The following is a 20,584-nucleotide window of genomic DNA, read 5'->3' as shown; positions in this document are numbered from 1 at the left end:
TCGCACCGGATAAGGAACATCCATGTACCGCTATCTCGCGCTTGTATGGAATTCGCGGAATCTCGAAAGCGTGCGCACGGTCGCGGCGCTGAGCGGCACGGCTCCGTCGACATGGACCGTTGCCTATGAATGCCCCGGCATCAAACTGTTCCGTACCGATGCGCGCCGGACCGCCAGCGTCTACCCGCTCGATCGCAATGGCGGAGTGATCTTTGGCAAGCTCTTCGAAAGTCATGCCGAGGCCGAAGTGCCTCGCGAGGCCCGGTTCGACACCGACGAAGCACAGCGAGTCGTTCGCAGCGGCGGCCGTCACGTGGTCGAACGGTACTGGGGCAGCTACTTCGCCATCGTTCATGACGAGGGCGCTCGCAAGCACCACGTGTTTCGCGATCCGACCGGCACCCTGCCCTGCTACAGCACGACTCACCGCGGTGTCGACGTGTTCTTCTCCGACATCGAAGATGCGCTGCATTGCCTGCCAGGGCCCTTCTCCTTCGATCGCGATCACCTCGCACGCTGGTTGTATTCGCGCAATCTCGCGCGCGAGGCGACAGGGATCGAGAATATTCACCCACTGCCGGCGGGCGAATGTCTCACGCTGCACGAAACCACCCGCACTCGTGCACGCTTGTGGGACCCAGTAGCCATCGCTGGCGCGCCGATGTTCGAGCAGCCCGAAGAAGCCGCGCGCGCGCTTCGCTCAGCAGTACAAAGCACTGTGAATGCGTGGACATCCTGCTATCGGAACATCACGCATTTTCTTTCGGGTGGATTGGACTCGTCGATCGTGGCGGGATGCCTGGGGCAGGCGCCAGGCAAGCCAAGCCTGACCTTGTTCAACATGGCGATCGAAGCCGGCGATGCTCAACAGAAGGTCCACATGCTGGGCATGGACCCAGCGACAATGGAAAAGATGCGCGCTATCGTCAGCCACGGAGACGAGCGACGCTACGCACGACTGGTGGCGCAGCGCTGGGACCTGCCATTGGTGGAAAGAAAAAGAAATCCCGAGCTGAACATGCAGCGACTGAGCGACATCCCCCTGAGACTCAGCCCGCCGCTGTACTTCAGCGCGATGGAAGCGGACGACGCCCAGCTGGAAATCATCAAGACGCACGGCGCCGAAGCCTTCTTCTCCGGACAGTCGGGTGACACCGTATTCTGTGCGACCAGGCAACCCTTGCCTGCGATCGACTATGCGCACCGGCATGGGTTGCGTCCTGCGTTGTGGCGACATTTGCGCGCCACCTCGGCGCTCAGCAGGGACTCGCTCTGGTCGGTGCTCGGCAAGACCTTGTCACATGGACTGCTGCGCCGTCGCTACGTGTCTCAAAGTCAAACGTTCTTGCAAACGACGCTGCTGACCCCGGAACTGGAAACGCACTTGAAGCAGGTCGAGCGCGCATTTCACGACGCGCATCATGAAGCGAGCGCTGCGCTGCCACCGGGAAAGCAGCTACTGGCGCAAGCCGTTGCATCGGTCGATTACCACGAATTCGTCATTCACGCCGCGGGGTTGGCCGACAACATCAATCCACTCGACGCTCAGCCGGTGTGGGAGGCAGCGTTGCGCATTCCCACTTACACGCTGCTCAAGGGCGGGACCAGCCGCGGCCTGGCGCGATATGCGTTCCGGGACATACTGCCCGACGAGATTCGCAAGCGTATCGCCAAGGGCTCAGGAACGGCGTTTTATCAGCACGTTGTGCAAAAGCATCGGGCGTTGTTGCGGGAGCAGTTGCTGGATGGACACTTGGTGACGGATCGGTATCTGGATCGCCGCAAGCTAGAGGAATGCCTCGCCGCCGATGATCCTTCCACACTGATGCGCGCCGCGACGCTGCTGTGTTATCTCTCCGCGGAGATCTGGATGCAGCAGTGGAAGCAGGTCGGCACTGCGACGGCGGCGCGCTATCGCAACGCCGTTTCCTGAGAGCCCCGAGCCGCGCGGCTCGCCTGTTGTTGTTCCCTGAGCTTGCGCCAACGCGCGTATTGATCGGCCTTCGCAGGATCGGGATCCTCACGATCCTGCAGCCAGAACGCGAACCAGTCGAGATTCCGCTGCACGCTGGCGTGAAGATGCGCGGGCTGCCACTTCGTGTGTGTCTCGTCGCGGAACACATAAGCGTCGTAAGGTTTGCCTGCCTCAGCCAGGTGTTTCACGAGGCGGATGAGATTGAGCATCTCGGCAGCCGGCGCATTGATCAGAATCGGCGCGTTGATATTCGCGACATTGTCGGCGGCGTCGACGCCGCGCCACAGGTTCATGCCCTCGCCTTCCGGCTTGGTCCACCATGCAATGCCGCCAGCGCTTTTTGGCATGGCGCTCGTCGCGAGGTAATAGTCCAGCTGTGACCAAACGCCGCCGGAGATGGCTATCGCCGCCATGCGCTCGTACCTGTGCGCGATGAAGATCGACGTGTTTGCTCCTTGGCTGACTCCGCCGATGCCGATGCGCCGCTCGTCGATGAAACCTCGAGCGATGACGCTGTCGAGCGCCCGCAAAGTGGATCCGACATTGATACTGAAGTGAGGGAAACCCAACTCCGCGGCGTGAATCAGTTTGAGCGATTCCTCGCTGGGGTTCAGCGGCAGCAACAGCGGAAAACTGGTGCCCAACACCACCATGCCGCGCGCCGCGAAAACATGCGACGGCGTCTCCTGGTTGGTAATATTCCCGAAGCCGTGGTTGGCATAAGGATTGATGTACACCGGATATTTCTTGCTGGCGTCGAATCCGGGTGGATAGAAAATGTATCCGGAGGCGCGCGACTCATAGAAGCCGTGCAACGGCTGCCCGGGTTCGTTCCAGGGAAAGCTCGGCGTGTCCCATTCGAAGCGTTCCACCTTGCCCAGGCGGATATTGCGAAACTCGGGATTGATATCCGCCACTACCGTGGTGCGCCCGGAGGGAACATCGATCGCGGCGAGATGGCTTGGCAGCGTCGGCGTTTCGCGCATGCAGACCAGACGATTGTTGGCGCCCAACTCGCATTGCCCATAGAAATCGTCCTGTGCTCGCAGTACCGTCCTCACAGTGCCACCGGCCGGGTCCCACGTATAGATACCCTGCGTTCCCCCACGAATTCCTTCACGGCGCCAGAACAGCACCCGGTCGCCAACCCACCAGATCCTTTCGATTAAACCCGAGCACTCCGACGCCGCGCACTGGATCTCCTTCGATGGAGCTTTTGGTAGTGAGGCATGCACCCGATACGAGCGCGACAGAGCTTCGCCCGACCGAACCAGCCACGCTCGCGCGCCGTCAGTGCGCACCGCTTGGATCACCCTGCCCGCTTCCATCGCGCGGCGCGAGCTGCCCACCGTTGGGGCAGCTCGGCCGCGAGCCTGGTCGAACTCGGCACGGTCCGCATCGCTTGCCAGTTGCTCGTCATGCCCGTCGAACGTCACGGTCCACACTGTCGTGGCCGCGTTGGGCGCTGCATGCCTCAACCGGGGCAGCATCAGATCCGCGATGGAATACAGATCCTGGTCGTAGCGATAACCTGCGCGCTCCCTGGCTTCCGTGATCGCTTGCTCTTCGGCGCGCGTAGCCCCCACGGTGAAGTGAAGGAATCGTCCGTTCTCACTCCACTCGAATTCACGGACGTCCGCAGCGTTGTTTGTGAGTTGTTGCTGGGAGCGGCCCTCGGCGTCGCTGCGCCATAACTGAATCTCACCGTTTCGCAACAGCGTGTACGCGATCCAGCGGCCGTCGGGCGACCAGCGCGCGTCCGGACGTTCGAATGTGCCACCGGGTCGACTGGTCGCTCCATGCCCGTCAAGACGGGTTTCGCCGCCATCGCCCACGAAGGTGAGCGCGCCACCGCGCACACTGCCGGCAAACCAAGCTCTGCGATATTCGTTGGCCGCCGCATCCCCCTGTCGAACCAGTAGAGCGAAACGGGCGCCGTCGGGCGACAGGCTGAATCTCTCTACGGTGCGAAGCTTCGCAAAGTCATCGGGCGTGATGCTGCGTGGCGTGCCTGTTGGCACATCGGGAATCGTCAACGTCTGTTGGGCGGAAGTCTCGGCTGCAAACAACGCGGCAGCCACGAGCAAGACGCGACGCAAGGGAAACTTCATCTTCTCGACCTCGGACAGAAATCGGGGGCTTTCTCGCGAAAGCCCCCAGTGCCCCCACCCCGATAGAACCTATCAGCTCAAACTCACCACGTCTTGGTGAACTCCAACGCGATCAGCCGGCCCAGCGGATCGGCATTGACCGGATCGAAGCCCAGATCGAAGGTCGCGCTGGTCGGCGTTACGAACACCGACGGCGGATCCTCATCGAGCACGTTCTGCGCGCTCAGCGCCACGTTGAACCCCGACAGGAAGCCACTGCTGAAGTTGTTGGAAAAGTCATAAGCGAGCCGCAGATCGAGCGTGGTGAGCGAATCGATCTTGGAGTTCGCCGGCGGCGTCGTGATCCGGTTATCGACGTAGCTATCGACGTGGTTGACGAACATGTTGGCGGCAAACCCATGGCGCTGCCAGGTGACGAAACCACGCGCACGGTAGCTCGGCGGGTTATAGATCGTATCCGCGGTGTCGACCTCCGCGCTGGTGTCCGTGACCTGTTGGTCCCGATTCAGCACGTAAGTGCCACCCACGCCGATGAAGAAACGGTTCTCGCCGACGTTGAAGTTATATTCGGTCGCGAGATCGATGCCGTTGCTGCTCACCACGCTCAGGTTGCGGCGACGGCCATCGACGATCACGTCGATCAGAGCTGGCGTGAAGTTGGGAATCTGCGAGAAAAAACCCTGCCCCAGCTGGCCGATGGCGATGAATTGGTTCACTTGATCGACGCTGGGGTCGAAGATGAGCAGGTCGCCGTATGCCGCTGTATCCGCCAAGAGAGTCAATGGCGCCCCGGGCGTCGCAATCAAACCGGTATAGCGGATCTTGTAATAGTTGAGCGACACGGACAGGCCGGAGACGCTCTCGGGCGTGAATTCCAGACCGAACGAGGAGCTTTCGGATTCCTGCGGGCTGAGCGAATCGACCGCGATTCCTCGGACCGACAGGATGCGCGTCAATCCCAGACCGGGCACGTTGCCTTGCAGGGCCTGCGTGCTGTTGCTGGCCAGGCTGTAGTCGACCAGGTTGGGCGCTTTGTATGAGGTGCCGTAGCGTGCACGCAGACGCAGGCCCTTGACCGGTTCCCACATGAGGCCGGCCTGCGGATCGAACGACGAACCGGCAGTCGAGTAGTCGTCGTAGCGACCCGCCAGCGACAGTTCCAGACTCTGCACGCCGCTGATCGCGTTGGCCTCGCTGAACAGCGGTACATACATTTCGGCGTAGGCGCTGGTGACGTCCTGATCGACGTCCTGCGACGACAGCAGAGCGCCCATCCGGCGATTCACCTCTTCATAGTTCTCGGTGCGATACGCGCCACCGATGGCCATGCTCACCTTGCCGCCGGGCAGGGAAAACAGCGAACCGTCCGCCTTGAGCTCTGCGGTTTGCGAATCGAACGTGTATTCACTACGGGAGGCCAAGAGGGGGGCGGCGAGCGTGGGCATCTGCCGGGCGTTGGCGAACAGCTCCGACTTATTCTCGTTGTAACCTGCCGACAACTGGACGTTCCAATCGCCGGCCACGTTCCAATCCACGCCCAGCGTGGTGGCGATCTGGTCGTTCTCGTTCGAGAAGGATTCGGAGAAGTTGCTGCGCCCGGTATATTCAGAATCTCGCCTGGTGTACAAGGCATCCGCGAACACGCTGAACGAGCCGCCGATATCCTGCTCACCCGTGAGCATGGCCGAGTACTGCTCGTTCTCCGGCAGCAGAGTATCGATCACCGTGCCGGCCCCCACGAAATCCCGATCGGCGGCAGCCAGCCGATCCCGTTGCAGATATTCGATCGAGACCAGGGCATTCCCCGACTCCCAGGCATTGCCCAGCGCCTGGCTGCCGCGGTACTCGTTCACGCCATCAGCCACGCCGGCGCGCAGCCGCGTCTCGGCCCCTTCGAAATCTTCGCGCAGAATGAAGTTCACCACACCGCCGACCGCGTCCGAGCCGTACAACGCCGAGGCGCCGTCCGGAAGAATTTCGACGCGCTCGATGGCGGACAACGGCAGCGCCGAAATATCCACTGCCGCCGAGCGATAACCCGGAGCGAGACGCCGTCCGTTCAACAACACCAGTGTGGTGCCTTCGCCGATACCACGCAGATTGACGCTCGAACCCTGCTCGCGCGTAGGGGTCACGCCTGGCGTGACCTGACCGCTCTGGTTCGCCAGCGCGAAGTTCTGCGTAACCGATTCGAGCAGCTTGCTCACAGTGCTGTAACCGGTCGCATTGATGTACTCACGCGACAGCACGGTCACGGGCGCGGTGTTGTTCTCGATGCCACGAATGTTGGTGCCGGTGACGACGATTTCTTCGATGTCTAGCAAAGTCCGGCCTTCGATCGTCCGGGGCCCCCGAGTGCCCTCGCCTTGCGACGTCTCCGCCTGCGCCAGACGGATGCGGCCATCGCTGTTATATGCAGCGCTGGTAGTAGCCATCGGATCCGTGCTCGCCAGCTGGATGGTGACGGTCTTGTCGTCCAGCTGACGATAGGTCAGGCCCGTGCCTTCCAGCACTTGCGAGAGTGCTTCCTCGGCGCTGGCCTTGATTTTCAACGGCCGCGCCTGCTGGCCGCTGACCAGCTTCTTATCGAAGATGATGTTGCTTTCGGATTGTGCCGCAATGTCTCTAAGCGACTTGGCGAGCGGTTGGCCGGGCAGATCCCATTCGGTCACTGCCTGGGCGTCAGCCGCCGTTCCGAGAATGGCCAGTATGCTCGCCGCCAGCGTTCCGGCCGGCGAAAAACGAGATGCGGCACGAACCTTCCGACTATTGGTGCTCAAGGTGGTCTCCTAACCAGTTAGCAGCCCCGCGGTCCCCATCTCCCGATCTATTCGACGGAATCGAACGTCAGGATTTTTGACACACGTCGGTTAATCGACGTTGTAGCGTCTGGAAATCCTCAGTTGGGAAATCCCCACACTGGAAAACCTCACCTTACTGAACAGGTTTGCCGGAAAGTACGATGTCGTTACCCCGCTTGCTCACCGTGAGCCCGTATGCTTCCGCGACTGCATTGGCGAAATGAGTCGAGTCGCCCGCCTGGAACAATCCGTTGATCAGGAGCTCGCCCGCCTCCACATCCTCGACGACCAGTTTGGACTCGTTATATCTATTCATTTCCGCGGCGGCGGTCCGCAGCGGCGTATCGTCGAGGATCACCTGGCCGCGACGCCAGGCGGTGGTCTTCTCGACGGCCGGAGTATCGAGTTTGGCGGGCGCGCCCGCACTGAAGGTGAGGCGCTGGCCGGCGGACATTGTGAATTCGCCATTATTGCGATTCTCCGCCTTGGCTGGCGTCTGCTCGACCGCGACGGGCGCATCGACGACCGTTTGCATCAGTTGCGTGATGGCAGGCGGCACTGGCGACACCTGCACGCTGCCTTCCACCAGGGTGACCGCGAGGCGCTGCGCGTCCCGGCGGACCACAAATGACGTGCCCAGCGCCCGCACCTGGCGATCGCCAGCCGTGACGATGAAGGGCCAGTCGCTTTGTTTGGCCACGTTGAACAGTGCTTCGCCCCGACGCAGCTCGACCCGACGCGCGTGCTCGTCGTACTTCACGACGATCGCGGTATCGGTGTTGAGAAACACGCGCGTGCCGTCTTGAAGCACCAGCTGGCGTTGCTCGCCGACGTTCGTCGAGATCACACCGGCGTACTGGTACCAGACCACGGCGACGAGGACGAGCACCATCGCACAGGCCAGCGCCGCGAATGCCGGGCGCCACGCGGAACTGCGCTCGATCTGAGTGGCTGGCCGGAATGTCACGAAGCGGCGCAGGTTCTCCGCATCCTCCCAAACTTCGGTCGCGAGCTCGAACGCGCGGGCATTGTCAGGATGAGCGAGCAACCAGCGACGAAAGCCGTTATCGATCGCACGCCCGCGCGAATCGCCGTGGAGTTTGGCGATCCAGACGCTGGCCTCGGCCAGGACTTCGTCCGGCACGGGCTTGCTGTTTTGCGACTCGGTCGGGCTCATTCTCTCTGCCGATCCATAGCCAGGATGGTCACGGCGCTCGCCACATGTTTCTCCACGGCGCTGACGCTGATCCCCAGGCGGCGCGCGATCTCGGCGTGACTGAAACCGTAGAGACGATGCATGAAGAATACTTCTCGGGTTCTGGGGTTGGCGCGATCGAGCGCCTCCCGCATCTTCATCAGACGTTGCTCGGCGGCGAAAACCTCATCTGGCGAGGGCTGCAGATCGGGCAAGTCGAGATTTTCGACCGGCTCGCTCTCGTAGCTGTCTTGCCGGGCGTGACGATGCTGGTCGACCGCGAGGTTGAGCGCGGTTCGCGTCAGGAAAGCTTCCTGGTTCTGGATCTGGCCGCCCTGGCGGGTGTAGGCGTGAAGACGCAACACCGCTTCCTGGACCAGATCTTCCGCCTGGTCCGTCGTGGCGCCACGCCGGCGTAGTAATTTCTTAAGGCTGCGTAGCTGCCTCAGGAGCACATCCATATGAGGGCCTCGATCTCACGCGACGGTGCGTCGGCTTCCCTGTGAGCTGCCCCGCGCCCGTGACTTCTTGAGGCAGACAACATGTCTGCCGTGGAAACTTCGCAACGAACGTCCCGATCGGGTTCGCGTCGGCGCGTAGCGGGCGGAATTTTGCGTGATTCCCTGCATATCTGACAACGTTGTATCTGCCACCAGGGCCTTTCTGCCGAAAAAAAACAACCTCTGCGCAACTGCAGCAGCGAGCGGCATAATGGGCAGCTCGATTTACCGGACAGTATCCTCCGCCCCCAACAAGGAGCCGCTGCTTGTGAGCACTCGTTTTCTATCGCGCGCATTTGCCATGACGGCACTCGCGCTCACGTCCATTGTTGTGACGAACACACACGCGGCGGAACGCCGCGCAGTCACGCATGAGGACCTCTGGTTGCTGCCCAGGGTCGGCGCATCCGCGGTCAGCCCCGATGGCAAGCTCGCGGTGTTCAGCGTCACCGAGCCTGCATACAACAATGACCAGCAGACGACCGATCTGTGGCTGGTGGCTACCGACGGCAAGTCGCCGCCGCGCCGTCTGACACAGACCCGCCCGGCCGAAGCCGGCGTGACCTGGAGCGCGGACAGCAAACGCATCGCCTTCTCGACCAAGCGCGAGGGCGACGAAATCAATCAGATCTACATTCTCGATATCAGCAGCGGCGGCGAAGCATTACGGGCGACGACGCTCAGCACCGGCGCCCGGTTGCCGAAGTTCTCACCCGACGGTCGCAAGATCGCGTTTACCAGCGACGTGCCGCCGGAAAGCCGCAATGACGAAGACAGCAAGCGCATCGTCGCCGACGAGAAGGCGCGCAAATATAAGATGCGCGCCTACGACGACTTTCCGATCCGTAATTGGGATACCTGGCTGCCCGAGAATCGCCAGCCTCATGCGTTCGTGCAGACCATAGGTGCGAACGATCCGCGCGATCTGCTTGCCGGCACCGAGCTGATCAAGCAGCCGGGCTTCGACGGCCGCAGTTCCCAGAGCGCGAGCGAGCTCGACATCGTGTGGACGCCCGATGGCGAGAGCCTGATCTTCTCCGCCACGCGCAATAGCAATCGCGGCGCCTTCGATTACACCAACACCGAGCTGTGGCAAGTGTCCCTCAGCGGCGGCGAGCCGCGCCGCCTCACCGGCAAGGACGATCTCAAGGGCGGCGATAGCTGGAGCGAGGCGAAGTTCAGCCCTGACGGGCGCAGCCTGTATGCGTTGCGTGAGGTTCGCGACACTTATGTTTTCAGTCCGACGCACCTCGCCGCGTTCGACTGGCCCTCGATGAAACAGCGCACCGACATCACGCTGCCGGCGGAACGCGATCCGCTTGCCGTGGTGATCGCGCCGAATAACCGCGACGTTTATTTGCTCGGCGAAGACGCCGGTCACGTCAAGATCTATCGCGGCAAGAGCACTGGCGGCGAGGCAAAAGTAGCGTTCGAAATGCAAGCTGGCATGTACAGCAATCTGGTGGGCGCGGACAAAGCGAGCTCGCCAGTGCTGATCGCGAGCTACGACAGTGCGGTCAGCCCGGCGGAGATCGTGCGCATCGATCTGCAGCGTGGCGGCCATCGAGGGCTGACTGCATTCTCGACCGAAAAAATGGCCGCGCTCGATATGTCGCCGGTCGAACACTTCTGGTTCGACAGCAAGCGTGGCGCGCGCATTCACAACATTATCGTGCGCCCGCCCGGCTTCGATCCGACCAAGAAATATCCGCTGCTGGTGCTGATGCACGGCGGTCCGCACAACATGTGGCGCGACAACTTCTTCCTGCGCTGGAACTATCACCTGCTCGCCGCGCCCGGCTATGTGGTGCTGCTGACCAACTACACCGGCTCGACCGGCTTCGGCGCTGCGTTCTCACGCGGCATCGAACGCGATCCTCTGGAAGGCCCGGCGCTGGAGATCAACCAGGCCGCGGACGAAGCCATCGCGCGCTATCCGTTCATCGACGGCAGCCGTCAGTGCGCAGGCGGCGCAAGCTACGGCGGCCATCTCGCGAACTGGATGCAGGCGAGCACCGATCGTTATCGCTGCCTGATCAGTCACGCGGGCCTGATCAATCTCGAAAGCCAGTGGGCCACCAGCGATATCACTTATACACGCGAGAAGAACATGGGCGGGCCGCCCTGGCAGCAGGGTGTGGACTGGAACAAACAAAACCCCATCCGCTACGCGTCGCAATGGAAAACGCCGGTGCTGGTCACCGTCGGCGAGCGCGACTTCCGCGTGCCGCTGAACAACACGCTGGAATACTGGAACGTGCTGCAACGACAGCAGATCGAGAGCCGGCTGCTGATCTTCCCCGAAGAGAACCACTGGATTCAGCAAGGCGAAAACAACCGGCAATTCTTCGTCGAAGTCCATCGGTGGCTGGATCGCTGGTTGAAGAATTAGGCTGAACGCATCGAGCGGGCGCATTCTCGCGCCCGCTCGTCGCAGCAGTGTTGCGTCGGGCGCGGCAAGCTCAGTAACTTGTCGGCTTCGAAACAGGAGAGTCTGCAATGTCTACACGCCGCCAGTTCATCGGTCAGTCCTCCGTCGCGCTCGCGGGGTCGGCGCTGTTGGGCGCGACTTCGTCGTGGTTATCGGTGGCGGCGGCCGCAAGCGAGGGCAAGATGCTTCGTAGAGCCATTCCTTCCAGCGGCGAGCTGGTGCCGGCGATCGGCATGGGCACCTCCGGCAGCTTCGAAATCACGCCGGGCGGTCCGGAATATCAGGCGCTCAAAGAAGTGCTGAAGCGCTTCTTCGACGGCGGCGCGACTTTGATCGACACCGCGCCCACGTACAGCAATGCCGAAGACGTGCTCGGCCCGCTGCTGGACGACGCCAAGCTGCGCCCCAAAGCATTCATCGCCACCAAGTTGTCGGGCGTGACCGGCCGCGACAAAGGCCTGGCGCAGTTTCAGAAGACGCTCAAGTCCCTGCGCACCGACAAGGTCGAGCTGCTCCAGGTGCACAACCTGGGCGATTGGAAAACGCAGCTGGCGCTGGCGCGCGAGCTGAAGGAACAAGGCAAGGTGAAGTACACGGGCATCACTCACTACCTCGACTCCGCGCACGACCAGCTCGCCGACGTCGTGCAGGAAACCAAGCCTGACTTCCTGCAGATCAACTATTCGGTCACCAATCGCGGCGCCGAGCGTCGCTTGTTCCCGATGGCCAAGGAGCTCGGCGTGGCCGTGCTCGCCAATCGCAACTTCAACGACGGCAAGCTGTTCAACCAGGTAAAGGGCAAAGCGCTGCCCGCGTGGGCCAAGGAAGTCGGCGTCACTTCCTGGGCGCAGATGTTCCTGAAGTTCTGCCTCAGCCACGAAGCCGTCACCGCGGTGATTCCCGCCACCGGCAAGCCCGACCGCCAGAGCGACAATCTCAAGGCCGGCTTCGGTCCGCTGCTGTCGGCGGCTCAGAAGCAGGAAGTGATCGCGCTGGTCGGCTGATCGTCGGCGCCGGTCGGCCGAAGTGCTTCGGCCGATCGGTCAGCTCTTGGTCTTGCCGGCAGGCGCATCGGGTTTCGGGAGCGCGACCAGCGCGGACACCGTCAGCTCCGGCGTCTGAATCGACACCTGGCGTGGAATGCACTTGACCTGATCGGCGACGATCTTCACGCCGAGCTTGGGAAACACGTGATCGCGCAGCCCTTCCATCAACTCGCAGTCGCCGGGCTCCAGGTCCAGCTTGCGATCGCGCGACAGCTCGATGGTTTTCCATTCAGCGGGGAATGTTTCATCGAGCTTGGTCGAGGCGACGCCCAGACGCTTGAGCAACTCGTCGCGGCTGGTCGTCGTCTCTGCCTTGGGCGGCGCGTCCGCAAGCGGCACCGGAGCCGCCGTCGTAATGGTGACGAAGAAATTTCGCGACGGGCGATTCAACGTGCACCCTTGCGCCATCACGCGTGTCTGCTCGTGTGCGCCCACCTTGCGTAAGATCGCTTTGATCCGATCCTCGGCGGCGTCGCAGTCGTAGGCTGTCGTGAACCCGGTATAGCTGTACCGAATCTCCTGCGTCTTCCAGGTCGCCTGAACCGGTGCTGAACTCTCGGCCGCCTGGCTCGCGAGCGGCAACAGCGAGCCGCACAACGTCGCGATGAACAAAGCTCGTGATCTATTGGCTGAGTCGCGCATGTTAGCTCTCCGAAAGACTTGCTTACTGGTTGGACGGGTGGCGCGACGGCATGTTCCCAACGCCCGGCCCCGGCGTCATTAAAAGTCGTTCATGATCGTTACGTGAACTCGCGCCGCTGCTCCAACAGAAACGGACGGTCGATCTGCTCGGCGTACAGATCGATATCACCTCGCGTCACGCCACACGCCTGGTAGTGCTTCTGCCAGTCGTTCACGACCGCCACCACCTCACGCACCTGCTCGATCGCGGCGTTCTTTTTCAACGAAAACATCGCGGCCATCGACAGCGCGTTCGCCAGCGTCGAATCGGCCTCCTCCTCGCCCACCCGCATCTGCTGAAATCCCAGCGCCTGGCCGGAGGGCAGCACATCGTAAGCGGGCGACAATCGATACTGTTGCGCGTCGGTGGCGATCAGCGCGTGATTCTTTTCGTGATCGTCGGTGTTATCGATGAGAATATTGAACACCATGCGACGAAACAATTCGTGCATGTCACGTTCGTTCTGATCCCCCTCCACGACGCCGCGACGACGCAACAGCTGCGCCAGCTCGGGATAGCCGTAACGCTCGCCCGCGGCTCGCAGCGCCACGCAGGCCGACAAGCAATGCAAGCGCCCGCCGCGCTCACGATCGAAACGTTTGATCGCGACCGCGTGACCGTCCGTGAGCCGCACCGCCTGAGTCGGCGCGACGCGAATGTTTGCTTTCTGCGCGAGCAGCATGGATGCATGCTCGACGAGCGGCGTATCCGCCGGCTCGCCGTCGGCGAATTTGATCACCCACTGTTCGCCGGCGATGTCGATCAACGCCTTGGGCCGCGCCCCGCCCAAGGTCACGCCGGGAGAAATCAGGCGCTTTTGCTCTTCGGGCACCGGCTCGTTGTCCTGAACCTTGCGAATCAGCTCGTGAATGGTGTCGGTATCGGCGAGCGCCGGCAGCGGCCCGAGCGTGCGCGGCCGATACTCTTCGGCGGAGGTCGATACGCCGAGCGCGCCGAAGCGATCGTCACCGGCGAAATACAAATATTCGAGCAGCGACAGGCGCGGCGGCTTGTCGAGGAAACGGATGACGCGCTCGCCCCAACGATCCGGACGCGCATCGTCGACTGCGCCGATGGCGATGCCCGAGTCGGTGGGCAGCAACTCATCGTCGATCAGCGGCAGGTCTTCGCTCAGGGGAAAGCCGTGCTGAAGCCATTCGGGCGCATAACGCAGCGACACGCCGCGCGTGGTTCGAATCAAATGCAACTCGCCGATGAGCACCGGCCGCGTGGGCTGCGTCACCAGCCACAGATACAACTGATCGGTGGGTTTATAAGCGACCGCCTTGCGCGCAATGTTCATGAGCGCACCGTCTTCTTCGGCTGCTTGCCGCGAGCCAGACGGGCTTCGACCGAAGCCGCCGAGCGAACCGCCCTGCGCTTGAGCGCCCCGCGCACATCGCTTTCCAGCGCGCCTTTGTCCTCGGCCGGCGCGGCGATGGCGGACAGTGCATTTACCCGTCCCATGAGCCACAGTGCCGTCACATAGATGCCGGCGCTGACGCCGGCGTCGCCGCGCTCCATCCGAATCAGGGTCGGCACCGAAATACCCAGGCGCTTGGCCCAGGTGCGCTGGGACTCCCGGCGCCGAACTCTGGCGATGGCCAGGTTTTCCCCTAGGGCGCGCAGCGCCTGGGCGGCGGCGGGGGGTAGGGTCTGCAGGGCTTGGGGGGTGCTTGGCATAACATAGAGTTTATCGATTGCAGCCTTTTGGTCAACTCTATGTTAGTTCAGCCCCTCGGGCGGAGGAGGTCGGCCGCAGGCCCGCCTTGGAATCCACCACCCTCGCCCCCACCCCTGCGGACCCGCCCGAAAAATCACGACATCCATGACGCCCGAAGACGCGCCCCCGAATCTGGTCGAGGTTTTTCGCTCGCTGCGGATGCCCGACTGCGACCAGCAGACCCTGATCCTCTCGGCGGTGGGCATTCATTCCTGGACGGTGGTTCGCGGCGGAATGTTTGTCGTCGTGGTGGCGGAAGAATCGGCCGATCTCGCGAGACATCACTTGCGCGAGGTCGCCCAGGAAACGGTCGCGCCTGTTCCGGTCCCGAAGCCGCCGAAAGCGCACCCACGCGCCTGGCATGGCTCCATCCTCTACGCGCTGGTGATGATCGCGAGCGCCTACGCGGCCGGCAGAGATTCGTTCGGTTTCAACTGGCTGGAGCTGGGCTCGCTCAACGGCGCGATTCCCGCTTCCAGCGAATGGTGGCGAGTCGTGACCGCGCTGACCCTGCACGCGGATGTCGGCCATCTGTTGAGCAACCTGCTGTTCGGCATCGTGCTCGGCTTTTTAGCGTCGCTCGCGGTGGGCGGAGGTGTCGCGTGGGCGAGCATCCTGATCGGCGGGATGATGGGCAATGCACTGGACGCGCTGTGGATGCCGTTGGGACACAACGCCATCGGCGCGTCGACCGCGGTGTTCGCGACGCTAGGCATTCTCAGCGCCTATGCGTGGACACTGGAAACCGCGACCAACCTGCGCTGGGCCAAACGCCTCGGCCCTCTGATTGCCGGCGTGATGCTGCTCGGCTTTCTAGGCGCGGGCGGTGAAAACACCGATGTGGTCGCGCACGTGACCGGTTTCGCCAGCGGCTGTCTGCTCGGCTTCGTGCTCGGAAAGATTCCCGAGCGACGTTTCGAATCCCGCGCTCTGCAACTGGCGACCGGCGCCTTCACCCTCGCGACCCTTGCCGTCGCGTGGCTGTTCGCGCTGCGCTGAGCGCTATTCTTCCAGCTGGAAATTCAAGCGCAGCCGATGACGCTGGTTCTTGCAGGCGCTGCTCATGACCATCGCGCTCACCGCCTTCACGGCCGCGTCGTCGAGCCGCGGTGACAAGCTGCTCGCGACCACTTTCACGTTGGTCGGATTGGTGGACTTGCCGGCCACCGTGAACTCCACGACCACCGGCCCCTGCTCGTCCAACTGGCGGGATTCCTCCGGATAGAAGTCGGAGATGTTGATGGTCTTCACGACTTCGTACTTGCAGCCTTCCTCGGTGTGCAGCGGTGGCATGGGCGCTCGCGGCTTGCATTCCGCCTCGAAGGTCGAGGCATTCACGCCCTGCTCCGCCATGCTCGCCACGACGGCGCGAATGGTCTGCTTGAGCACCACGGCCTGCGCCTCGGTTTGCGGGCGGCCCTGAGCGTCGGCGCCTTCGTACTTGATATACGCCTTGCACTCGAGCTCCTGGTCCGAACCGTTCGTCACAAAGACGGTACGCTTCACGCACGGCTTGTCGGTCTTGTCGGCCCCGCAATAACGCGGCGTGTCGTCGCGAATCAGCGTGTAGCTCCAGCGACCGCCTTGCGCCTCGAAAGAATGGCCGTCGGCCTCTTTCACGATGTTGCTGGGGGTGGGTGTGCCGCCGGGCGCGGGTCCCGGAGTGCGATTCTTCGCGGACGCCATGTGCGTGGAGCAGTCGGCCGTCTTACCGCCGGCGCCGCCCTTGGTGCTGCGGTAAGCTTCCAGCTGAGCGTTGAAGCAGGTCGCCAGGCCGGCCAGTTCGTCGGCCGCGGAATTATGGGAGGCGACATATTCCTTCAGGATCTTTTCGCGCGTCTGATCGTCCTTGCCGACCGTGGCCTGACTCGCGTCACCCTTGATACAGCGCAGATATTCGCCCACGTCCTTATCCAGCTTGAGCAGCGCCTGGGTGGCGGTCTTCATTTCCGCTTCGGTGGCAGCCGCGCCGTCCGGCATGGCGATCTTGGTGTCCGGACGCGTGCAGGCCGCATGCGCCGGGCCCAAATGCAGCGCCAGCGCAACGAACGCGATAGCGTAGGCTGAGAGTCGCATATCTCATCTCGAAGCTTGTGATCCGCCGATTGTCCGCGATGCGCGGCACTCGCGCCAGCGGTCGGGAGCCTTTACTCTCGGCTCATCATGAGTCCCACAGCCCGTGTCGACATCGACGCCACCGTGCGGCAGGCATTGGCCGAGGGCCTGGCCCCGACCGCGCTGTGGTCGCTGTTGCTCGATGTGTTCGAGCGCCGGGCCGCGCAGCGCAGCCCGGCGATGGTTCGCCAGCAATGGGAGAACGATCGATTCGTGCAGCCGTGCGCGATCGATCAGCGCACGCTGAATTCGCTGGATACGCACCTGCTCGCGGCAGCCGCAGACTTCGAGGCGCTGGAGCTGTCGCCGCTCGCACCGCTCGGCTCTTGCTCAACCGTCGCACTGACCAGCCAGAACAGAATCGTTTCCACCGCTCGCGGCGCCGAGGTCGTTTCGGATCCGACCAACGTGCTCGCGCTGGAATGCGCGAAGCGCCTGCGAGCCGCGCCGGATGCGGTCGTGAAACTCACCACCAGTCACCGCTGTGTCCGCGCTCAAGCAGTGCCGAACCGGCCTGGCTTTGCCCCCCACTTCCGAATGTTTTGTCTGGTGTCGGCGGCTCACGAACGCAAAGATCATGCATTCCTGACCGAGGCCCTGATCGAGCACATCCGCACTCATATTGCCGCGCTCGATCTGCTCGAGAAACACGGTTATCGCTTTCCAGACCGCAAGTTGCGTCTGCTCGCAACGCCGGAGCGCGCGCACCTCGCGAAGCGCATCGCCGAAACCATTACGGCGCTGCCCGTGACGCAGGAACCGTTGGAACACAAGTATTACGATGGGCTGAGATTCATGCTCGACGCAGGCACACCCGACGGCAACTCTGTTCCATTGATCGACGGCGGCGCGTTCGATTGGCTGCAAAAGCTCACCGCCAATCGCCGCATGGTGATGGTCGCGAGTGGCATGGGCTCGCAGCTCGCGGCGTTCATGTTCCGCCGCGTGGCCATGCTGGCTTGAAGAAGGCCCTCACCCCCTGGCCCCTCTCCCTCTGAGAGAGGGGGAAATAATTTTTTTGTTTTCCTGCGGGGCGGATTCGGAAGCGCGGAGCTTGATGTTTAAGCGCGTCTACGGAACGGCGAAGTCGTCGCGGTCGCGGCGCGCTCGGCGGAAAGGATCGTGTTGTGCAGGAGCATGGTGACGGTCATCTGCCCCACGCCGCCCGGCACGGGCGTGATGTAGGACGCTTTTTCTTTCACGCCCTCGAAATCCACGTCGCCGACGATGCGGCCGTCGGGCAGCCGATTGAAGCCCACGTCGATGACCACCGCGCCGGTCTTCACGATCTGCGGCACGATCAGATTCGGCACGCCGGCCGCCACCACCAGGATGTCCGCGAGCAGCGTGAAGTTGCCGAGGTCCACGGTCTTCTTGTGACATATGACGACAGTCGCATCCTGCTGCATCAGCATGAGCGCGGTGGGCTTGCCGACGATGTTACTGGCGCCGACCACGACTACGTTGCGGCCTTCGACGGGAATATTCTCGTGCTCCAGAATCTTCTGCACACCGTACGGCGTGCACGGCGAGAACACGGTGTTGCCGGTGACGAGGCCGCCCATGTTGTACAGATGGAAACCGTCGACGTCCTTCTCGACGGAGATCTTTTCCAGCACGCTCGACACCCGGATGTGCGCCGGCAACGGCAGCTGCACCAGAATGCCGTGCACGTTCATATCGTTATTGAGACGCTCGATGTGATCGAGCAGCTGCTCTTCGCTCGTGCTGGCCGGCAACTCGACCAGCTCGGAGCGGATGCCGACTTCCTTGCAGCCCGCGATCTTGTTGCGGACGTAAGATTGTGACGCCGGGTTGTCGCCGACCAGGATCACGGCCAGCGCCGGCGTCACGTTATAACGAGACCGCAGCACATCGACGCGGGCGTGATATTCCGCTCGCAGCTTTTTCGCGATCGCCTTGCCGTCGATGATCTTTGCTGTCACTTCAATACCACTGTCTTGTTGCCGTTGGCGAACACACGCCGCTCGGCATGCCACTTCACGGCGCGATTCAACACCACGCTCTCGAGGTCCGCGCCGATGTTCACCAGCTCTTCCGGCGTCATGGTGTGATCCACGCGCGCCACTTCCTGCTCGATGATCGGACCTTCATCCAGGTCGGTCGTCACATAGTGCGCCGTGGCTCCGATCAACTTCACGCCGCGCGCATGCGCCTGGTGATACGCCTTGGCGCCCTTGAAACCGGGCAGAAACGAATGATGGATATTGATGGCGCGACCGGCGAAATATTCGCAGGCCGTCGGCGTGAGAATCTGCATGTAACGCGCCAGCACCAGCAGCTCGCCGTCGACCTTTTCGAACAGCTCGATCATCCGCCGTTCCTGCTCGGCCTTGCGGCCGTCGAGCACCGGCAGATAGTGATAAGGCACGCCGTGCCATTCGCTCAGGCTGCGCATGTCCTGATGATTGGAAACGACCGCCACGACTTCGATGGGCAAGGTGCCGGTGCTCCATCGATGCAACATGCTGTTCAGGCAGTGCCCATGCCTGGACACGGCCAACACGGCTCGACACTTGCGCCGTGCTTCGTGAAATTTCCAGCGCATGCCGAAACGCTGCGCGACAGTGCCGGCGAAGGCTTCGTCCAGTTTCTGCAGCGACGGCGTGCCCTGGCCGTTGTCATGAAACACCGTGCGCATGAACGACGTATCCGAAACGGGGTCGTCGTAGTGCTGCGCCTCGGTGATCAAACAATTGTTCGCGGCCAGGAAACCGGACACGGCCGCCACCACGCCGGTGGTGTCGGGGCAGGCCGTGGTCAGGACCATGCTCGGCGGCTTTTCCACCCCCGGACCTCGACCCGTACCCGGAGCTACAGCACGGGACAGGGCATTCAGGTTCGCGGGAATCGAGCCGTCGGACATGGTCATCTCCTCGTGGTTACGGGAGCCATGCCCCGCCGCCGGTGGCGGCGGGGCACATCCCGCGGATTAGTAACGGTAATGGTCGGGCTTGTACGGACCCGCCTTGTCCACGCCGATGTACTTCGCCTGCTCGTCGGTCAGCTGCGTGAGCTTGACACCGAGCTTGGCGAGCTGCAGTCGCGCCACCTTCTCGTCCAGGTGCTTGGGCAGCACATAAACGCCGATGGGGTACTTCGCCGTGTTCGCGAACAGCTCGATCTGCGCCAGGGTCTGGTTGGCGAAGGAAGAGCTCATCACGTATGAGGGATGACCGGTCGCGCAGCCCAAGTTAACCAGGCGACCTTCGGCCAACAGAATAATTCTTTTGCCGTCCGGGAAAATGACGTGGTCGACCTGGGGCTTGATGTTCTCCCAGGTGTACTTCTTCAGCGACGCCACGTCGATTTCATTGTCGAAGTGACCGATGTTGCAGACGATGGCGTTGTTCTTCATCTTCTTCATGTGATCGTGAGTGATCACGTGGAAGTTGCCGGTCGTGGTGACGAAGATGTCGCCGAGCGCGGCGGCGTCTTCCATGGTCACCACGCGATAACCTTCCATCGCCGCCTGCAGCGCGCAGATCGGATCGATCTCGGTGATCAGCACGGTCGCCGACAGCGCGCGCAGCGCCTGCGCCGAGCCCTTGCCCACGTCACCGTAACCGCAAACGACCGCGACCTTGCCGGCGATCATCACGTCGGTGGCGCGCTTGATGCCGTCGACGAGCGACTCGCGGCAGCCGTACAGGTTGTCGAACTTGCTCTTGGTGACCGAGTCGTTGACGTTGATCGCGGGGAACGCCAGCGCGCCTTCCTTCGCCATCTGATAGAGGCGCTTCACGCCGGTCGTGGTCTCCTCGCTCACGCCCTTGATCTGCTTCAGGCGCGTGGAATACCACTTCGGGTCGACCTTCAGCTTCGCGCGGATCGAGTTGAACAGCGAGGTCTCTTCTTCGCTGCCCGGCTTCGCGATGACGCTCGCGTCGGTCTCGGCGCGGGCGCCGAGATGCAGCAACAGCGTGGCGTCGCCGCCGTCATCGAGGATGAGGTTGGAGTAACCACCGTCGGTCCACTCGAAGA

At 62.6% G+C, this 20,584-nt stretch carries 16 protein-coding genes; 5 read left to right on the top strand and 11 right to left on the bottom strand.

Annotated features, from left to right (window positions below; all coding sequences use genetic code 11):
- Nucleotides 1-22: 22 nt before the first annotated feature.
- Complete coding sequence (locus VGD45_RS15405; RefSeq protein ID WP_331156213.1) at nucleotides 23-1,933, top strand: asparagine synthase-related protein; 1,911 nt, start codon at nucleotides 23-25, stop codon at nucleotides 1,931-1,933.
- Here VGD45_RS15405 and VGD45_RS15400 read toward each other — a convergent pair.
- From VGD45_RS15400 to VGD45_RS15385, 4 genes are all read right to left on the bottom strand, one after another.
- Entirely contained in the window at nucleotides 1,912-4,086 is a 2,175-nt protein-coding gene (locus VGD45_RS15400; RefSeq protein WP_331156212.1) for an Atxe2 family lasso peptide isopeptidase, read from the bottom strand. The two genes, VGD45_RS15405 and VGD45_RS15400, sit on opposite strands and share 22 nt — an antisense overlap.
- A gap of 83 nt (nucleotides 4,087-4,169) precedes the next feature.
- Entirely contained in the window at nucleotides 4,170-6,866 is a 2,697-nt protein-coding gene (locus tag VGD45_RS15395) for a TonB-dependent receptor (protein ID WP_331156211.1), read from the bottom strand.
- A gap of 154 nt (nucleotides 6,867-7,020) precedes the next feature.
- Nucleotides 7,021-8,064, bottom strand: a complete 1,044-nt coding sequence (locus tag VGD45_RS15390) for a FecR family protein (RefSeq protein ID WP_331156210.1) — start codon at nucleotides 8,062-8,064, stop codon at nucleotides 7,021-7,023.
- On the bottom strand, nucleotides 8,061-8,543 hold the full coding sequence (locus VGD45_RS15385) for an RNA polymerase sigma factor (RefSeq protein ID WP_331156209.1): 483 nt from the start codon (nucleotides 8,541-8,543) through the stop codon (nucleotides 8,061-8,063). The genes VGD45_RS15390 and VGD45_RS15385 overlap by 4 nt, the downstream gene beginning before the upstream one ends.
- Nucleotides 8,544-8,850: 307 nt before the next feature.
- Between VGD45_RS15385 and VGD45_RS15380 the strand changes: the two genes are divergently transcribed.
- Together VGD45_RS15380 and VGD45_RS15375 are read left to right on the top strand one after the other, a co-directional pair.
- Nucleotides 8,851-10,974 carry a S9 family peptidase gene (locus tag VGD45_RS15380; RefSeq protein WP_331156208.1) on the top strand — a complete coding sequence of 708 codons (2,124 nt, stop codon included), beginning with the start codon at nucleotides 8,851-8,853 and terminating at the stop codon, nucleotides 10,972-10,974.
- 107 nt (nucleotides 10,975-11,081) lie between these two features.
- Nucleotides 11,082-12,017, top strand: a complete 936-nt coding sequence (locus tag VGD45_RS15375; protein WP_331156207.1) for an aldo/keto reductase — start codon at nucleotides 11,082-11,084, stop codon at nucleotides 12,015-12,017.
- Nucleotides 12,018-12,056: 39 nt separating this feature from the next.
- Here the strand turns inward: VGD45_RS15375 and VGD45_RS15370 are convergent, their stop codons facing one another.
- The 3 genes from VGD45_RS15370 to VGD45_RS15360 all read right to left on the bottom strand — a co-directional run bounded on the left by VGD45_RS15370 (nucleotide 12,057) and on the right by VGD45_RS15360 (nucleotide 14,424).
- Nucleotides 12,057-12,701 (bottom strand): hypothetical protein, encoded by a 645-nt coding sequence (locus tag VGD45_RS15370; RefSeq protein ID WP_331156206.1) that lies wholly within the window; start codon nucleotides 12,699-12,701, stop codon nucleotides 12,057-12,059.
- A gap of 98 nt (nucleotides 12,702-12,799) precedes the next feature.
- On the bottom strand, nucleotides 12,800-14,044 hold the full coding sequence (locus VGD45_RS15365) for a HipA domain-containing protein (protein ID WP_331156205.1): 1,245 nt from the start codon (nucleotides 14,042-14,044) through the stop codon (nucleotides 12,800-12,802).
- Nucleotides 14,041-14,424, bottom strand: a complete 384-nt coding sequence (locus VGD45_RS15360) for a helix-turn-helix transcriptional regulator (protein ID WP_331156204.1) — start codon at nucleotides 14,422-14,424, stop codon at nucleotides 14,041-14,043. The genes VGD45_RS15365 and VGD45_RS15360 overlap by 4 nt, the downstream gene beginning before the upstream one ends.
- Before the next feature lie 145 nt (nucleotides 14,425-14,569).
- On the opposite strand from VGD45_RS15360, the gene VGD45_RS15355 reads away from it, so the two are divergent.
- On the top strand, nucleotides 14,570-15,463 hold the full coding sequence (locus VGD45_RS15355; protein WP_331156203.1) for a rhomboid family intramembrane serine protease: 894 nt from the start codon (nucleotides 14,570-14,572) through the stop codon (nucleotides 15,461-15,463).
- Between the two features lie 3 nt (nucleotides 15,464-15,466).
- Here the strand turns inward: VGD45_RS15355 and VGD45_RS15350 are convergent, their stop codons facing one another.
- Nucleotides 15,467-16,540 (bottom strand): energy transducer TonB, encoded by a 1,074-nt coding sequence (locus VGD45_RS15350; RefSeq protein WP_331156202.1) that lies wholly within the window; start codon nucleotides 16,538-16,540, stop codon nucleotides 15,467-15,469.
- A gap of 87 nt (nucleotides 16,541-16,627) precedes the next feature.
- On the opposite strand from VGD45_RS15350, the gene VGD45_RS15345 reads away from it, so the two are divergent.
- A complete protein-coding gene (locus tag VGD45_RS15345) occupies nucleotides 16,628-17,542 on the top strand; it encodes a hypothetical protein (RefSeq protein WP_331156201.1) in 915 nt (304 codons plus the stop codon).
- 98 nt (nucleotides 17,543-17,640) lie between these two features.
- On the opposite strand, the gene folD is transcribed toward VGD45_RS15345, so the two are convergent.
- The 3 genes from folD to VGD45_RS15330 form a co-directional block, all read right to left on the bottom strand.
- Entirely contained in the window at nucleotides 17,641-18,525 is an 885-nt protein-coding gene (gene folD, locus VGD45_RS15340) for a bifunctional methylenetetrahydrofolate dehydrogenase/methenyltetrahydrofolate cyclohydrolase FolD (protein ID WP_331156200.1), read from the bottom strand.
- On the bottom strand, nucleotides 18,522-19,466 hold the full coding sequence (purU, locus tag VGD45_RS15335; protein ID WP_331156199.1) for a formyltetrahydrofolate deformylase: 945 nt from the start codon (nucleotides 19,464-19,466) through the stop codon (nucleotides 18,522-18,524). Before purU ends, folD begins: the two co-directional genes overlap by 4 nt.
- Nucleotides 19,467-19,532: 66 nt before the next feature.
- On the bottom strand, nucleotides 19,533-20,584 hold a 1,052-nt coding region (locus VGD45_RS15330), incomplete at its 5' end, for an adenosylhomocysteinase (RefSeq protein ID WP_331156198.1).

This window comes from Steroidobacter sp., assembly GCF_036402275.1.
Classification (GTDB): domain Bacteria; phylum Pseudomonadota; class Gammaproteobacteria; order Steroidobacterales; family Steroidobacteraceae; genus Steroidobacter.
The sequence above is the reverse complement of the archived record's forward strand: the minus strand, read 5'-3'. Positions and strand labels throughout refer to the sequence as shown.

Bases quoted from the DNA above. Each gene is read 5' to 3' on its own strand.
- VGD45_RS15405 (WP_331156213.1), top strand. From the start codon at position 23: ATGTACCGCTATCTCGCGCTTGTATGGAATTCGCGGAATCTCGAAAGC.
- VGD45_RS15400 (WP_331156212.1), bottom strand. From the start codon at position 4,086: ATGAAGTTTCCCTTGCGTCGCGTCTTGCTCGTGGCTGCCGCGTTGTTT.
- VGD45_RS15390 (WP_331156210.1), bottom strand. From the start codon at position 8,064: ATGAGCCCGACCGAGTCGCAAAACAGCAAGCCCGTGCCGGACGAAGTC.
- VGD45_RS15385 (WP_331156209.1), bottom strand. From the start codon at position 8,543: ATGGATGTGCTCCTGAGGCAGCTACGCAGCCTTAAGAAATTACTACGC.
- VGD45_RS15375 (WP_331156207.1), top strand. From the start codon at position 11,082: ATGTCTACACGCCGCCAGTTCATCGGTCAGTCCTCCGTCGCGCTCGCG.
- VGD45_RS15370 (WP_331156206.1), bottom strand. From the start codon at position 12,701: ATGCGCGACTCAGCCAATAGATCACGAGCTTTGTTCATCGCGACGTTG.
- VGD45_RS15365 (WP_331156205.1), bottom strand. From the start codon at position 14,044: ATGAACATTGCGCGCAAGGCGGTCGCTTATAAACCCACCGATCAGTTG.
- VGD45_RS15360 (WP_331156204.1), bottom strand. From the start codon at position 14,424: ATGCCAAGCACCCCCCAAGCCCTGCAGACCCTACCCCCCGCCGCCGCC.
- VGD45_RS15355 (WP_331156203.1), top strand. From the start codon at position 14,570: ATGACGCCCGAAGACGCGCCCCCGAATCTGGTCGAGGTTTTTCGCTCG.
- VGD45_RS15350 (WP_331156202.1), bottom strand. From the start codon at position 16,540: ATGCGACTCTCAGCCTACGCTATCGCGTTCGTTGCGCTGGCGCTGCAT.
- VGD45_RS15345 (WP_331156201.1), top strand. From the start codon at position 16,628: ATGAGTCCCACAGCCCGTGTCGACATCGACGCCACCGTGCGGCAGGCA.
- purU (WP_331156199.1), bottom strand. From the start codon at position 19,466: ATGTCCGACGGCTCGATTCCCGCGAACCTGAATGCCCTGTCCCGTGCT.